19 protein-coding genes and 1 riboswitch are annotated in these 14,181 nt (G+C 35.1%); of the genes, 13 read left to right on the top strand and 6 right to left on the bottom strand.

The genetic code is table 11. The features are described from left to right. Nucleotides 1–12 precede the first annotated feature (12 nt). The 13 genes from FAY30_RS25995 to FAY30_RS27390 all read left to right on the top strand — a co-directional run bounded on the left by FAY30_RS25995 (nt 13) and on the right by FAY30_RS27390 (nt 8,717). Nucleotides 13–801 carry a hypothetical protein gene (locus FAY30_RS25995; protein WP_149872896.1) on the top strand — a complete coding sequence of 263 codons (789 nt, stop codon included), beginning with the start codon at nt 13–15 and terminating at the stop codon, nt 799–801. Nucleotides 802–1,021: 220 nt separating this feature from the next. Then, a riboswitch (cyclic di-GMP riboswitch) is annotated at nt 1,022–1,106 on the top strand. A 79-nt stretch (nt 1,107–1,185) separates the two neighbouring features. Further along, nucleotides 1,186–1,869: a hypothetical protein gene (locus tag FAY30_RS25990; protein ID WP_149872895.1), complete on the top strand. Its 684-nt coding sequence runs from the start codon at nt 1,186–1,188 to the stop codon at nt 1,867–1,869. Continuing rightward, nucleotides 1,866–2,429: a hypothetical protein gene (locus tag FAY30_RS25985; RefSeq protein WP_149872894.1), complete on the top strand. Its 564-nt coding sequence runs from the start codon at nt 1,866–1,868 to the stop codon at nt 2,427–2,429. The genes FAY30_RS25990 and FAY30_RS25985 overlap by 4 nt, the downstream gene beginning before the upstream one ends. A 23-nt stretch (nt 2,430–2,452) precedes the next feature. Further along, nucleotides 2,453–3,082, top strand: a complete 630-nt coding sequence (locus FAY30_RS25980) for a hypothetical protein (RefSeq protein WP_149872893.1) — start codon at nt 2,453–2,455, stop codon at nt 3,080–3,082. A 138-nt stretch (nt 3,083–3,220) separates the two neighbouring features. After that, nucleotides 3,221–3,637 (top strand): hypothetical protein, encoded by a 417-nt coding sequence (locus FAY30_RS25975; protein WP_149872892.1) that lies wholly within the window; start codon nt 3,221–3,223, stop codon nt 3,635–3,637. Nucleotides 3,638–3,712: 75 nt separating this feature from the next. Then, the gene (locus FAY30_RS25970; RefSeq protein WP_149872891.1) at nt 3,713–4,024 is read left to right on the top strand and encodes a DUF2325 domain-containing protein; all 312 of its coding nucleotides are present in this window, start codon (nt 3,713–3,715) and stop codon (nt 4,022–4,024) included. 28 nt (nt 4,025–4,052) lie between these two features. After that, nucleotides 4,053–4,268 carry a hypothetical protein gene (locus FAY30_RS25965; RefSeq protein WP_149872890.1) on the top strand — a complete coding sequence of 72 codons (216 nt, stop codon included), beginning with the start codon at nt 4,053–4,055 and terminating at the stop codon, nt 4,266–4,268. A gap of 157 nt (nt 4,269–4,425) precedes the next feature. After that, the gene (locus tag FAY30_RS25960) at nt 4,426–6,576 is read left to right on the top strand and encodes a type IA DNA topoisomerase (RefSeq protein ID WP_149872889.1); all 2,151 of its coding nucleotides are present in this window, start codon (nt 4,426–4,428) and stop codon (nt 6,574–6,576) included. 13 nt (nt 6,577–6,589) lie between these two features. Continuing rightward, nucleotides 6,590–7,432 carry a DUF7828 domain-containing protein gene (locus FAY30_RS25955; RefSeq protein WP_149872888.1) on the top strand — a complete coding sequence of 281 codons (843 nt, stop codon included), beginning with the start codon at nt 6,590–6,592 and terminating at the stop codon, nt 7,430–7,432. Nucleotides 7,433–7,447: 15 nt separating this feature from the next. After that, nucleotides 7,448–7,579 carry a hypothetical protein gene (locus FAY30_RS27915; RefSeq protein ID WP_263315369.1) on the top strand — a complete coding sequence of 44 codons (132 nt, stop codon included), beginning with the start codon at nt 7,448–7,450 and terminating at the stop codon, nt 7,577–7,579. 190 nt (nt 7,580–7,769) lie between these two features. Then, entirely contained in the window at nt 7,770–7,943 is a 174-nt protein-coding gene (locus FAY30_RS27395; protein WP_190284979.1) for a hypothetical protein, read from the top strand. A 231-nt stretch (nt 7,944–8,174) separates the two neighbouring features. Next, complete coding sequence (locus FAY30_RS25950) at nt 8,175–8,354, top strand: hypothetical protein (protein ID WP_149872887.1); 180 nt, start codon at nt 8,175–8,177, stop codon at nt 8,352–8,354. Nucleotides 8,355–8,549: 195 nt separating this feature from the next. Next, nucleotides 8,550–8,717 (top strand): hypothetical protein, encoded by a 168-nt coding sequence (locus tag FAY30_RS27390; protein ID WP_190284978.1) that lies wholly within the window; start codon nt 8,550–8,552, stop codon nt 8,715–8,717. Between the two features lie 204 nt (nt 8,718–8,921). On the opposite strand, the gene tnpC is transcribed toward FAY30_RS27390, so the two are convergent. The 6 genes from tnpC to FAY30_RS25915 form a co-directional block, all read right to left on the bottom strand. Then, a complete protein-coding gene (gene tnpC / locus FAY30_RS25945) occupies nt 8,922–10,523 on the bottom strand; it encodes an IS66 family transposase (protein ID WP_149873074.1) in 1,602 nt (533 codons plus the stop codon). A 90-nt stretch (nt 10,524–10,613) separates the two neighbouring features. Beyond that, on the bottom strand, nt 10,614–10,967 hold the full coding sequence (gene tnpB, locus FAY30_RS25940; RefSeq protein WP_223821044.1) for an IS66 family insertion sequence element accessory protein TnpB: 354 nt from the start codon (nt 10,965–10,967) through the stop codon (nt 10,614–10,616). After that, complete coding sequence (locus tag FAY30_RS25935) at nt 10,964–11,158, bottom strand: hypothetical protein (RefSeq protein WP_149872886.1); 195 nt, start codon at nt 11,156–11,158, stop codon at nt 10,964–10,966. Before FAY30_RS25935 ends, tnpB begins: the two co-directional genes overlap by 4 nt. Nucleotides 11,159–11,960: 802 nt before the next feature. Beyond that, nucleotides 11,961–12,179 (bottom strand): hypothetical protein, encoded by a 219-nt coding sequence (locus FAY30_RS25925; RefSeq protein ID WP_149872885.1) that lies wholly within the window; start codon nt 12,177–12,179, stop codon nt 11,961–11,963. A gap of 112 nt (nt 12,180–12,291) precedes the next feature. Further along, entirely contained in the window at nt 12,292–12,483 is a 192-nt protein-coding gene (locus FAY30_RS25920; RefSeq protein WP_149872884.1) for an aspartyl-phosphate phosphatase Spo0E family protein, read from the bottom strand. Nucleotides 12,484–12,835: 352 nt separating this feature from the next. After that, the gene (locus tag FAY30_RS25915; protein ID WP_223821043.1) at nt 12,836–13,999 is read right to left on the bottom strand and encodes a tyrosine-type recombinase/integrase; all 1,164 of its coding nucleotides are present in this window, start codon (nt 13,997–13,999) and stop codon (nt 12,836–12,838) included. Nucleotides 14,000–14,181: the final 182 nt, after the last annotated feature.

Here is a 14,181-nt window from a genome sequence, read left to right as displayed (position 1 = left end):
GGAGGAAAAGAAATGACATTCGTATTAACAATCGATTGGTTAGTATATCTATACTGGGTGATCGAACATTTTGTATTTGTTTATAGTCTAGAATTAAGAGTCCGTAGTTATTACGAGTACCATGAGCGCATCGCCCAATTAAATAAAGAAGATTGTAGTGAGTCTGTTGTAATTCCAATGCCTGTTAAGCTGCCGGTACCTGAAGCAGTAATAAGCCATTCTGTACAGGTAACACCAACGGATTTAGATTACAGAGCAGTAGACCTATTCTCAGAATTACAACAGGAGCTAGGAATTACTGAAGAAGAGATAGTTGAGGACCAAGTTGTATATTCCATGGCAAATTACGAGCCGGAATATGAAGAAGAGGAAATCGTTTATGGTACTTACGAGAATGTATTTGTGGATGATATTAAGTACCATGTAGAATCTGAAAACGAAGATTGTATTAATATTGACGATTTGAACGCAAGCGATTGTCCAGCTGGACCTACTTGTTATTACACGTTTGCTTCTGCCAGAATTGCTGATTGTATTGATGGAGCTCAAAGTTGGGTTGTCACTGTGATTGGCATGGAAGATTCTTATATCCATGTTTCTGATGGAAAGCGGATTTGGGTTAACTTAGGTGACAATGTAAACAGAATTAAAAATGGCGATGTTGTTACTCTTGATGTAATCCGCAATGGAAAGGAAATAACTGTTGAGAATGTATTTCTGTTAGAAACAGATGCAACTGCAGATTATACCATTCCTGATGAAGAGATTTACTACTACCAAGAACAACAAATTGCTATTTAGATATAACAAGAGAGCGACTTCCACAATGTCGCCTCTTACTTCCAGAAAATAAAACTTGTTTTTTGGAAGCAAGAGTAAATGAAAATTAGACCTTTTCTATTAATATTTTACATTTTTCTTGTGACAATCGTTATGTTTTCGACATACTTCGACATAACCAATAGGTAGTTTGTAATATAATTCAACAGAAATTATTGGAAACTATCTAACTTATTTAATATATTGATAAAGGCAAATCCAATGAAAATTGGAGACGCAAAGCTAAAGGGGCTAAATCCGAAAGGTCATGCCAGCCAGTTGCCAAGTAGCTCAGGACTATTTTGGTTAAGAATAGTCTTTTTATTTTAAAGAATAATAGATTAAGAGTGAAAGGGGCTTATCATAATGATAATGCAGAAGTTGAATGATAATCAGATTATTGAAATGAAGGAAGCTTTCCAGAAAGCTAAGTTAAGCCTTCAAAAGTTATGCTTTAAATATACAGCTACGTCCAAAGATTTATTTGTGGATGCAATTGGTGTAGAAAGAATTCCACAAACAGAGGAATACTACGATAACATAGAAGATAACCTAATTTACACAGAGCTTACTTGGTTAAGCACTCTCTGTAATAGATTGCAAATCAATTTTGATGCAACGATAGATGTTTTTCCGGATGGGAGCTTTAATCACAATTCGATTCATCTGGAATTAAATCCTGTTGTTGTTGGCCGTGAGATAAATAAGGCTCAGATTATGAGTTATTTTTTTCCTTTATTTAAAAAGTTGATTCCTTTAAGAGCGTTAGTTCGAAATGTTGAGTTTAAAGGTCATGACTTTAATCTAAGGAAAATCACTTTGGATATTCTTTTAGATGGTAAAAAAGTTAATACACTTCTTAACGATACGCAGCAAGTTAATACTCAAGCATTAGCCCAATGGTCATCTACATTGGAATATGTCCTAGAATACAACAAAGGCAGATACAAATACATAACATCAGTTCCAGTGGTTAACGGAAGAATGAGTACAGCATCTTTTGAATCCGCTATTTGCTTTAAGTTCGATGGAAGAGGAGGAAAAAGATGAGAAAGGGTATTACATATTTCACATTTGCCTTTCTAAGCCTTTTCACTCTGTTTCCCTTAACAGTAAATGCCAATCCTTTAATCGGCGGCAACAAAGGTCCAACACTTAATGAACAGTTAGGAACTTGGACTGAGAGCATAAATGGTCTTGCTCCTACTGTCTCCTTTATGTTTTCAGCTTTATTTACAGTAATGTTTCTTACTGGTGTTGTACGAATGGGATATTCTATTGTAACTAAAACAGGTCAAATTATGAAAGGCTCAACCGGAATTCTAATCTGGGTCCCGCTTAGCTTTTTCTTTATTAGAATTTTTATATTGATATTGTTTACAACGGATAGCAAAAATGTTACACTGCTTGCAAGTGATATTATAAACTTAATCAGAACCACTGGCTACTTTACTTCTGTTGGAATGACACTAATTGGGCTTGTTCTTTTTCTTTTCTTTAAATTGATAGAACATCCTGAATACGGTAGATGGAGTAAACGCCTTTGGGGTACAGCAGCACTTCTCACTTTACTGGCAACCGTTATGCCTTATGTGCTGGGAGCTGCATAATTTATACATAATAGGTGATTACTATGTTGAAACTTGTAGTAGATAACAACCAAATGAATAATAATAACCTTACTACGTGCAGAAACTCCTGCGATCTATTTGATGAGATAACTGGCCAATGCTCCATTAATCAGGGATTAGACGTAGATAGTCCTTATGAGGCAGCAAGATGTGGGTTCTTCATTTATAGAGAATCAATGGAATTGAAATATGAAAATACACCGGTCCGCCAAAAGTTTTCCTTGATGGAAGAGAATGCTGATTACTTATTGGACGACGAAGAAATTTTTCATCAATTAACCGGAAAATCTGTCCTAAAGGAAAATTACAAATATCCAGCTGAACCTGACTTTTCTTCATTTCGGGAAGACGCCAGGTGGTTTATCTCACAATGCGGTATTTATGGATGTTGGGTTGTTAATCTATATAAGAAACCGCTATCCATTCCAAGTAGCAAGGAAATTGCTGAAAAGGGATGGAGCAGCAAAGTTTATAAATCGCCAATCCCGCTTCATGATCATAAATCTCCATTATCAATTGCCTCCAAGATGGCGTGGGTGATTGATATTGATGGTTATGGGCAATATGCTTTGCTTGTTAACGGAAAGATCTCTTCAATTTCCTCCCCCAAGCCGAATAATTGGAAAAAGTGATTGATTAATTTAATAAACAACTGGTATAATTATCCTAAATGAATAATTTAAAGGGATCGACCCTTGTTGTAAATGCATGCCATAGGACTGTGCATTTACGGCAAGGGTCTATTTGTTTTGAAAGGAGTGAAATTTTGTGTGGAGAACATCATGATTATTAATGAAAAAACTTCTTTTAGAGAAGGCTTAAAAAAACTATTCGAATTAAAATTTGGCAATGTATTCAATATATTAGATACCGATTCAAAGAAATTACCGCGACAAGAGACGAAGGCGCCCAAACTGATCATTGTAGAACGGATTTCCAATTCCGTTACAGAAAGTTTTTTGATTGAAATGAGAGAAAAAGGATCAAAGGTTGTACTTCTAAGTCCGGAACCGGCGACCATACAAAGCAGTGCAAAGCTTGATATCTTTAATGGTTTTTTGCTAAAGAATATGCCAACAAATGAAATGCTTACAGTAATGAAAGAAATAATGGATACGGACAATGTTTATGTGCATCCTGAAATCGGTTATATCTTTCTTAAAGAATTGAAAAATATGAAAAATTAGGATATTTTCACTTGTGTTTGGTGTAATATATGATATAGTTATTGTAAATTACACGAGAGATGGGGGAATATTTCAATGAAAAAGACAATAGCTATTTTTGGAGGATCACAGGAAGGTACATACAGAAAAATCGGACAAAAGCATGGTTTAAATGTTCTTTTCCATTCTGGCAAGACAAGAAATGGTGGAAATAAAAAGGAATTTAAAAATCTAGTAAAAAATGCAGATTGTGTAGTTGTTATGCTTGGAGCTGTTGGACACGTAAGTATGGATATTGTTAAAGAACTTTGCAAAAAGCAAGGAGTAGAAATCCTTTTCCATAATGGATTTGGTGCATCCGGAGCAATTCAAATTTGCTTAGAACATTTAGAAACTAAAGCAGCCTAATTACGGAACAATCTTAGGGGAGTGGGCTATGAAAGAGATAGTAGTTTGGCTGGACGGTAGAAAAGTCATTGTTCAATACGATGAAGATACCTGGAAAGTGAAAGATAATCCACTTTGTGAAACATGGCCGGGCGATTGGTCTTTTAGGAAAGTAAGAAGTGCCGTTGAGAGATACGATTGGATCATAATAAGGAGGAGAAAAGATGGACCAAATAAGCTTTCAAAAACAAGTCATTCGGGATGAGTATATAAGTAAAGAGACTGGTAATTTCGTTAAGAATAAAGCGAAACGTATTCATCTTAGCCCCAAGCAAATTAGAAACACAAGGATGCTAAATGAAAAAAGTAGTATAGTTTCAATCCCCTGGTTCGAAAGTAAAAAATAAAGGAGGATAGATAAAATGGGGATTGTTTTGGTTTGCGCCGAAAAACCTGACCAGGCTAAGAAGTTGTCAGCACCATTTAATCATCAACATAAGGGAGATCATATAGCTATAGCACCTTGTCCAGTTTTCCCGGATGGCGCTATAGTTATTTCTGCGTGTGGGCACATTTTACAAGCATTTGACCCGATAGATTATGATGAATCGTTAAAAAACTGGACTTTGGAATCTCTTCCTATTATTCCTTCTGAATTCAAATTGAAGGTCGACCAATCAAAAAAGTCCTTTTTTAATAGTTTCAAAAAGTATCTAAAAGAACCCCGAATTTCATTTGTTGTAAATGCAGGGGACCCGGGTGTTGAAGGACAGCTTCTCATTGATGAAGTCCTTTATTATTTGGGCAATAAAAAGCCCGTTAAGCGACTTTGGACAACCAGTTTAACCAAAGATAGTGTGATTAAAGCCTTTCAAAATATGAAAGACAACAATCATTATCAAGGGTACTACAAGGCAGGCCTTGCAAGACAGCGGGCAGATTGGTTGTTAGGAATATCTTCAACTCGCGCATTAACGGTCCTAATGAAAGAAAAAGGCATTAATAAACTTTTTAGTGCCGGCAGGTGCCAAACAGCCTTAGTAGGCATTATTTATCAAAGGGAATTAGAAATTGAGAAATTTAAACCAGAGGCATATTGGGATTGTATTGCTGAGTTTCAATTTGGGGATAAGAAATTAACCGGAAAATGGTTCAACATGGATTCAGACCATATCTTTGACCAGGATGCTGCAAAAGCTCTCATTGGTTTTTGTGAATCAAGTGAAGCACAGATTTACTCTGTTAAGAATGAAGAAAAGAAAGTCAGGCCTCCTCAGTTCTATAACTTATCCGCGCTTCAGATGGAAGCAAATCGACTGTACGGAATGTCGCCAGCTAATGTATTAGCTATAGCACAATCATTATATGATAAATCTCTAATTACCTATCCTCGGACGGATAGTAAACATTTAACTCCTGGTGAAGCTGAATGGATTCCTACCATTTTAAAAAACCTCTCAGAAATAGAGGTATATAAAGAGCTTGTTAAATGTGCATCTAGGAGTATTTCTAGTGATAAAAGGTTTGTGGATGAAACAAAAGTTTCTGACCATTACGCATTATGCCTTACCGAAGAAAAAGTGAATCTTTCTTCTCTTCCAAAAGGGGAGCAAGTCATATACGACCTTATAGCAAAATCCGTCATTGCTGCTCATTATCCTGATTATATTTTCGATGCAAGCGAAGTAATTACGGCTGTACAAAACCGCTTTACATTTAAGAGTAAGGGTAAGAAAGTAAAACAGGAAGGATGGAAAGCAGTATATAATGGACAGACTTCCTATGAAAAGTCTGAAGATAAGGAAGTAAATATTTTGCCTCCTGTTGTTGAAGGTGAAAGTGGGGTAGTTTTATCCCTTGAGTTAAAAGAAGGAATGACCAGCGCACCAGCTCGTTTTTCGCAAGGGGACCTTGTAAGTATAATGAGCAACGCAGCTTTTTATATAAAAGAAAGAGAAGACTTTAAGAACAGCGAATTATCACTGGGTACTGAAGCAACAAGGGCCAGTATTATACAAACAGTATCTTCCCGCTACATAGACATTAAAAAGAATCTAGTTTATATCCTGCCTGAAGGAAGGCTTCTGATTGAAGCGTTAGGAGATAACAACTATTTAACTTCAGTTTTAACCACCGGTCGAATGGAACGATTCTTAGAACAAATACAAAAGGGTAAAGGTTCCATGAATGAGTTTATTAAAAAGACAGAAATGGTTACTCATGGAGTAATTCAGCAGCTTAAACACGACTCTAAAAATTGGAATTTTCAAGATTATATTAAAATCATTCAGGAAGCCGAAATCATAGGTAAATGCAAATTGTGCGGTGAACCAGTATTTGATAAAGGAAATTACTTCGGTTGTAGCGGTTATAAAAAGAATGGTTGTGAATTTAAAATCTCTAAGACAATCCTTGGCAAAGCCATTAGCACAGAAAATGCTAAGAATATATTGAATAAAGGTCATACCAATTTAATCAAAGGCTTTAAAAAGAAGGGTACAGATAAAACTTTTGACGCCATAATTGAATGGAATGAGAATAAGAAATCAATTACATTTAGTTTCCCGAAATAAAGGAGGAAAAAGAATGAATTCAGCTTTGTTACATAATGGCCAGGTAATAACAGCTGCAGAATATAACAGTGATACCCATGGAAGTCGCATCTATTGTATCGATCCCGTATGTAAAAAACCTGTTATTTTCGTTAATGGATCAGAATCTTCGGTCCCTTATTTTAAAACTACAGGAAAGAATTTAGATACTAAACATCACGATAACTGTGGATTTGCCCGCCCTTTAACATTTGAAGAAAGCATTAAGAAAGTTGGCGAATTCCAGGAAGAATTAATGGATAAGGGAATAAAAGAAGTCGTTATTCGTATGAATATGAACAAAATTGATCCTGATTACGAAGGTAGACAAGTGGAGCGGGAAGAGAGCGAAAAAAAACCAAAGGATCCTAATGAAGTTAAAGTGAAACAGGAAAGTGCAACACCTAATAGTATTGGTTCTTTAAAAGCAGTGGTAAAGCTTTTAACATCCTATGAGCCAGATACATTAGCCTCGATCCTCGTAAGCGTTAAGGGGAAGAAAATTCCTATCTCCCAGCTTATTCTTAGTCATGATAAAGTGCATGAATTATTATGGGATGACAGGTCAATTGAATCCTTGAATTACTTTGTTTACGGAACGGTTGAAAAGCTAATCCGCAGAGAAAAAGTTTGGTATATCAACTTCAAACAGGTAAATGATGTAATGTTTAGTCTAGTCATTTTCGATAAGTATTTTAAACACTTTCCTTTTTCCGATGAACAGCTGGTGGGCAAAAATATACTAGCAACCGGCTTTTTAAAGAAGAATGTATATAAGGAAAAAAATACCACCGAAATGGTAATAAAGAGCAACAAATATGTAGAATTTATTAAATAATGAGAGGGAATTTATATGCGATTTTTAACACCTGAAGAAGTAATTGCTAAAAAAGAAATGAAGAAGAAACTTGTGATCGCGGGCAGCATCATTTCTGTTGGATTTTTAAGCGGAATAATTACTTTTCTAGCGAATATAGCATTCTAAGAGTTTCAACTTTAAAGGAGCATGCGATAGCGTAGAAAAATTTACTGTTGCAATTCGCTCGCAACCAATGATTATAGAATGAAAAAAATGGTAACAAAATAAGAACACATAAAGATTAGTCAGCAATTAGATGAAATAATATTGGAGATTCAAAAATCCGGAAAAGCTAAACTTTGGGAGATTAGATAAAATGAAAAACTCTAACATAGAAAAGACACTTCAAAATATAAACCTAATTCTGGTTCTCACTTTTGGGTTGCTTTATCAAAATGTAACTTACCTGCTAGTTGGGGTTGTTCTTTCTATTGTCATTACAATGTATTTTAATGTTCCTCAAGATAATTTAGAGGAAGGTAAAGGGTGAAGTTTATAATCCACATTTAGAAAGTGGGATATGAAGGAAGGTAAATTCATTGGATAAAAGACACTTGAAATCATGGTTATTGGAATTTGGCAAAACCTTTTTAAAACAAGGGCTTCCAATAATAGCAATAATCATTATAATTCGGCTAATTGTAAATTAGCATTGATACATATAGCGAGAGTATAACTTAATAAGGAAAGTCTTTCGCCGCAAAGGAGTGAATACGAAGTTATGAGTAAAAAAGTAGAAAAACTATTAGATAGAGCAGGTCTATGGGACACCAGATCAAAGCAAGCTGTTGTAAAAGGTGATTATGCAAGGGCAGGAAATCTCAGAACAAAAGCATGCCAATTAGCAGCTGAAGCACGTCGAATTGAAGAAAGAAACTATAATATTTACTCCTTTAATTAACAAAATGTGTATTAAGTGTCTATGATAATACGGGAGAAGGTGTCTCGATTGATTATTAGAAAACTCTTGAAAAGGGAGTGGAATTGGTACAAAGTAGCGGAGAACAAAAAGAATTATGTATCAAAACATTAGAAAGAGTGATTGTTCAACTCGAATAAAGAATAAGTAAATTGGGAAGCGCTAGGAGTGGAAGAAGTGTTTACGTTAGATGGAATTATTAAAGATGTAGAGACGGCTAATGATAGTCAAAAGTTTGGAGAGTGGAAAGAAAAAATAAATTGGCTTATTGAACAAGCGAAAGAAGCTGAAATGTTGCGTATGGAAAAAGTGATAGAAAGAGAGTTTAAAGAGTCAAATTTTTAATGTAAACATACGAATACCGGCTGAAAAATTACGACACAATACGACTAAATTATGACGCAAATGACGGAAAATTTGTGGTAAGGAGTTGTTTTCATGGAGTTTAATGCAGAACATGGTAAGCCCGAATTATAAAAAATAAGCGCACCTTTCGGTACGCATCACGAATAGCCGTAAATCCCGATTTTTTTCAATCGAATTTACGGCTTATTTCAATTTTTGCCCACATTCGGCCTGAATCACTTTTGACCAGGGCATGTATTGATCTAAAATTTCAGGTTTTTGATGGATGCCAAGATTGGGCAGATCCGTCAAAAGTTTCTTCAAGTATTCGTAGAAATCTACACCGTTACTTTTGGCAGTTTCTGCGATACTGAGACAAATGGCGTTCGCTTTTGCGCCGGCTTCACTGACTGAGAAAAGCCAGTTTTTTCTCCCCACGACGTTAGGGCGGATGGCGTTTTCAGCGGGATTATTATCGATTTCAACGCGCCCGTCGTTCAGGTATGCTCTAAGTCCATTTGCCCTGTTCAATGTATATTCAGCTGCTTTCGCCAGCGCATTTTTTCCATAGAATGGTGACGTTTCAACCCATTCAAGGAATTTATCTACAATTGGCTTCGAATATTTCTGGCGTTTTTTTCTTCGCTTACTCGGAGACAAATGTTTAAATTTCCTTTCAAGACGGTATAAATCGTCACAAAAGCTCACACCTATACGGCCATTTTTGCTATCCGCCTTCAGCCAATAACGGCGAACGTGGGCCCAACAATTTGCGAAAGTAACGCCTTCCAACTTGCCATAGGCAGAATAACCATCGCAAATAATCGTTCCTGAAAAGCCTTCAATGAATCCTTCAAGGACGGATCGGGCTCGCGATAATGCACTATGAAAGAGAGTTATTGGTGGTCCTTGGCAAGGAACACTTCGAGACACCCAATTATAAGCATTGGTTTGACCCGATTTACCATCGGAACGGTGGAGTATTTGTCCATATGTTTCATCAATATGTAAAAGCGATTTATTCATCATCAAATCTTTCATTCTTTCATAAATAGGCAATAGCCAATCGTGTGATGCACGAATGACCCAATTCGAAAGATTCTTATCGTTGGTATTCAGGCCGTAACGATCCCATTCCTTAACCTGGCGGTAAAGGGGGAGGTATTGCGCAAATTTATCATAGATGACTTTGGCAAGCACGCTAGGGCTTGCGATGCTACGTTGAATGGCAGGCTGCGGTGCCTTACCACGTTTAATTTGGGCTTTTTGAAATGAATCACCTTTACAATTTTTACATTCATAAGCATGTTCTATGTGTTGGACTTTCTTCATTTTTGCGGGAATAAATTCTGCTTCTTCGCGCACGATTGTACTTCCAATTTCAATCATTTGTCCCTGGCAACAGTCACATTGTATATTTTCTGGATGATAGTGAAATGCTTCAACTTCGATATCATCTCGTAATGAATCATTTCGTTTTTTCTTTTTAATAGTTCGAACAACAGTATAAGAAATGGTCTGTTGGCTTTGTTCTTCTGTGTGCTCAGATTCGCTAAAAGACGGGTCATCATCAAATAATGACGATTGCCCTTCTGGTGCGTTATATCTTGATTTTTCAGTTTTAGAACCATATAAGAGTTTTGTTAAGTGCCGAAGTTGTTGCGTTAACGCTTCGTTCTGTTTCAACGATTGATCCAATTTTTTTGATAGCTCCTGGTTTTGTTGATTCGAATGAGCCAACTGCTCTTCGAGCAATCGAATTACTCTATCAAATTGATTTTCATTCGTAGAAGAAGTATTCGCCACATCATTCACCACTTTTCGTTCGGATTCACTTCTTTTATTATAACGAGTTCGAACAGTGGAATAAAGATAAAATGAAGGGCTTTAACGAATTTAGAAGGCACCTTTTGGTGACTGCTGAATCGCCTTTGGCTGCTGGATAGATAACCCCTCGAGGAGCCACCTGAGCTCCTTTTGAGAGAGATTCCGTACTTCGTTTTCATCCTTTGGCCATTGGAGTTTTCCGTTATCCAAACGTTTATATAGCATGGCGAAGCCATCACCGTCGAAATATAAGCATTTATAGCGATCTTTACTCCATCCTGAAAACAAGAAAATGGAATCCCCGTATGGATCCAATTCAAAGGAATCTTGAATTAATGTGGCTAGTCCGTCAATACCTTTTCTCATATCAGTTTTACCGCAAATGATGTAAATATTTTTTACGCTAGTAAAATCGTGTTTCACGGATTTTTCAACTCCCTCATAACCGTTTGGATGATGTGCTCATCTACGCCGTTGAAGAAGGAGATTTCGGCGTTGCCGGTTTTGATCGTGCAAGTAGGATTTGGAGAAATCACTACTGGATTTGGTGCAGAAGTATTTTTGTTTTCGGAATGTAATGTAACGGGGACGATTGTGAGTTTTTGCTGCGGCATATGAAAAAGCACCTCCTTAAATTGATACGTTGATCATACCAGGAGGTGCTGCTGTTTTTATATGCGTTGTTTGAATACGGGCTTACAGAACATGTTGCTATTATTCTAATGACTGCTTTAGCTGGTTATTGCTTTGGTAAAACTCGTTATATGCGTTCTATTCAAAGGTTTTTTGATAGATTATTTAATTAAATTTTAGTTCGTATTTCGAAAAAAAGTAGTCTATGACTGATATAGTGACTTAAAAAAGACCGTCATCAAAGGACAGTCTAAGAGTTTATGAACAACACATAATTGCTTTATCAAAAGCATCTTCAGGAATGTGAATAATTCTATTTTTAACTTTGTATGGTATTTCATTTTGTTTTAATAATTCAGTAGTATTACTATTTGTTTTCTCTCCAAACCTAGTATATTTGCCTGTATATTTGTTTTGACATGAGGTCGTAATTAGAAGGAAAGAAATGCAATAGATTTCTGTCTCATTATTAAAACTCCTTTTCCATTATAGGTAAATTATACCTCAACGGAAACGAAAAAATATACATTAATTAAATGAAATACGTCACAATTCGAGAAAAGATAGGCGTAGTTGACACATCACTTATTAAGGAGGGTTTAAATGATTTATAAAATGGATGAATTTGTTTCATATTTCTTTTTGAATATTTATGAAAAAAAGAGGATCAACATTAAAAATTACAGGAAATTATCAAGGTTTTTTTCTAGGTTGTTTGCTCGTTTTATGTAGTTAACAATACGTTGAAAGTGTGAACGAGGCACCATTTAGATGCCCATCTTCTTATTTGAACAATTCATAAAAACCTAAATTCATAGGCACAGCCCAAATATAAGCACCGATTAATGCTGCGGGACCAAGAAGTAAATTGAAAAGCTTCTTTGGGAGCCAGCCAAATAACAATCGGAATAAGAAGGCCGTTGCAAACATTGTTGCGGCTAATCCAATAAGCGGTCCAATAAATTGCATTGAGTTGAGCTCAACACCTTTAAAAATGTTCATAGTACACCTCGATAATAAGATGGGGATATTTTACTACTAAAAGAAAAAATTGCGAAAAAAAAACATATTACAGTGAAAAAAGCCAGGAAACTCCTGACTAGATTCTTATACTTCAATAAGCATTGCTTAATTTATTTTTATTAGAAAAATGTCTCATATGTAGGTTTAGTAAGTTATCTAATTCTTGGCTACATGTTAGTGTTTCATAACTACTAATACCTGTGCTAAAAGATAGTTCAACCATTTTCTTTTTCATTAAATTTATTTGTTCTAATAGTAATAATTCAAACAAAACTGCATTCATAATAGCTAAATTCTCCTAGTAAGAATTCTTTAAAAAACACACAAAAACAATTATAGGATAAATTTATGATATTAAAAATAGTTTCGACAAAATATGTCAAAAAAACAAGTATATAATACTGCACAATACGAAGAATAAAATGTACAATAAACTATTAATTAATGGTGGCGATTTGTTCCTTAAGAACAGTCGCTTTTTTACTAACGTGAAAGGGTAGTTTTCATATTATTGGGGATATTGAATTGAATTTACATAGCTTAATTAATTCCAAAAAAAAAAGTCCCCATAAATAAGAGGGACAACAGATATTTACCTTATTATTTTTTATATTTTCTAATATACTCTCCTCAAATTATATCCTATTAAGAATATCTGAACCCTTCCAAGCATGTGCAGCATTGTTCTTTCTAGCCATTTTTCTCTTCAAATAGATCATCGTAGTTTTAATATCCGCGTGACCAAGGCCTTGTGATATGTCCTGGAGGCTTACCCCTTGTTCTGAACTTATGATAGCCCAAGCATGTCTAAAAAAATGGGGGCTAATCGGTTCTTTTCGCATTTTCACAAAATCAAGATCCGCTGTTTTAATCTTATTGGTTATATAATTCGAAAGATATTTAAACGAATATGCTTTACCTTTAGCTGTTGTAAACAGGGGAGAGGTATCGCTTCTATCAATCTTTAAATCCAATCTTCTTCTTGAACGAAAAATCTTAATAGCCTCTAATACATTAGGGAAAATTAAAACTTCTCTTGGCTTTTTACCTTTCCCCATAACGGTTAACCAATATTCCCCCTCAATATAAGTCAAATCACAAACCCTTGCTGTACACAACTCAGCGATTCTGACGCCAGTAGTTGCTAATACTGATATTAATCCGTATAGGATTGGATGGTCTCTAAAGTAATCAATTAGCTGCATGACCTCTACGGAACTCAAATCTTTATCAGGCCTGTCGTATGAACGAACGTTAGATGATTTCATTTTTTGATGGAGGGCGATATCAATATATTTAGTATCGAAAAGAAATCTGAATAAGCCTTTAATAATTACCATTTTTCGATTGAGGGTAGCCACTGAATAAGGTTTATTTTTCTTCCCAAGCGGGGCATCTTTAATCCACTCTTGATACTTCCTAATATGCCTGTGATTTATTTTTTTGAATAACTGGTAATTAGAAACTTCCTCAATTGAAATTTCAAAAATAGATGCATGTTCCAGCAGTTGCTTATAAAACAAAAGAAGATCTCGTATGTACTCCTTTTTGGTGTTTTCAGCTCTATTCTTTTTTTTATTTAAATCTTTTTGTTGATGGACATAAAGATAAATCATTTCTAAATCATTAAATGATGAATAATCTTCTTCCCCACTATGATCTATCGTATCTAGTAATTGAGTATAGAATGAATCATTTATTAAGAACATGGTCAATGAAGATACGGTTTCACTCTTACTTAGTCTTTGAAGAAAGTTGTTTTTTAAATCCTCTTTTAAAACCAACATTTTATTTTTCACTCTATCACTCCTTAGTTATTCTAATTGCTTATACATTAAGTGATTTTATGTACATCATTCAATATATATTTATTTGTATAATCTTATCATATACTATACTTTCTTGTAGTTATAAAGCTTTCTTAAATATTAGTGTAATAGAAAAATAGGTTATTTGTCTACATCATAACTCATTATGCATA

The organism is Bacillus sp. S3, from assembly GCF_005154805.1.
In the GTDB taxonomy this organism is placed as follows: domain Bacteria; phylum Bacillota; class Bacilli; order Bacillales; family Cytobacillaceae; genus Neobacillus.
The sequence above is the reverse complement of the archived record's forward strand: the minus strand, read 5'-3'. Positions and strand labels throughout refer to the sequence as shown.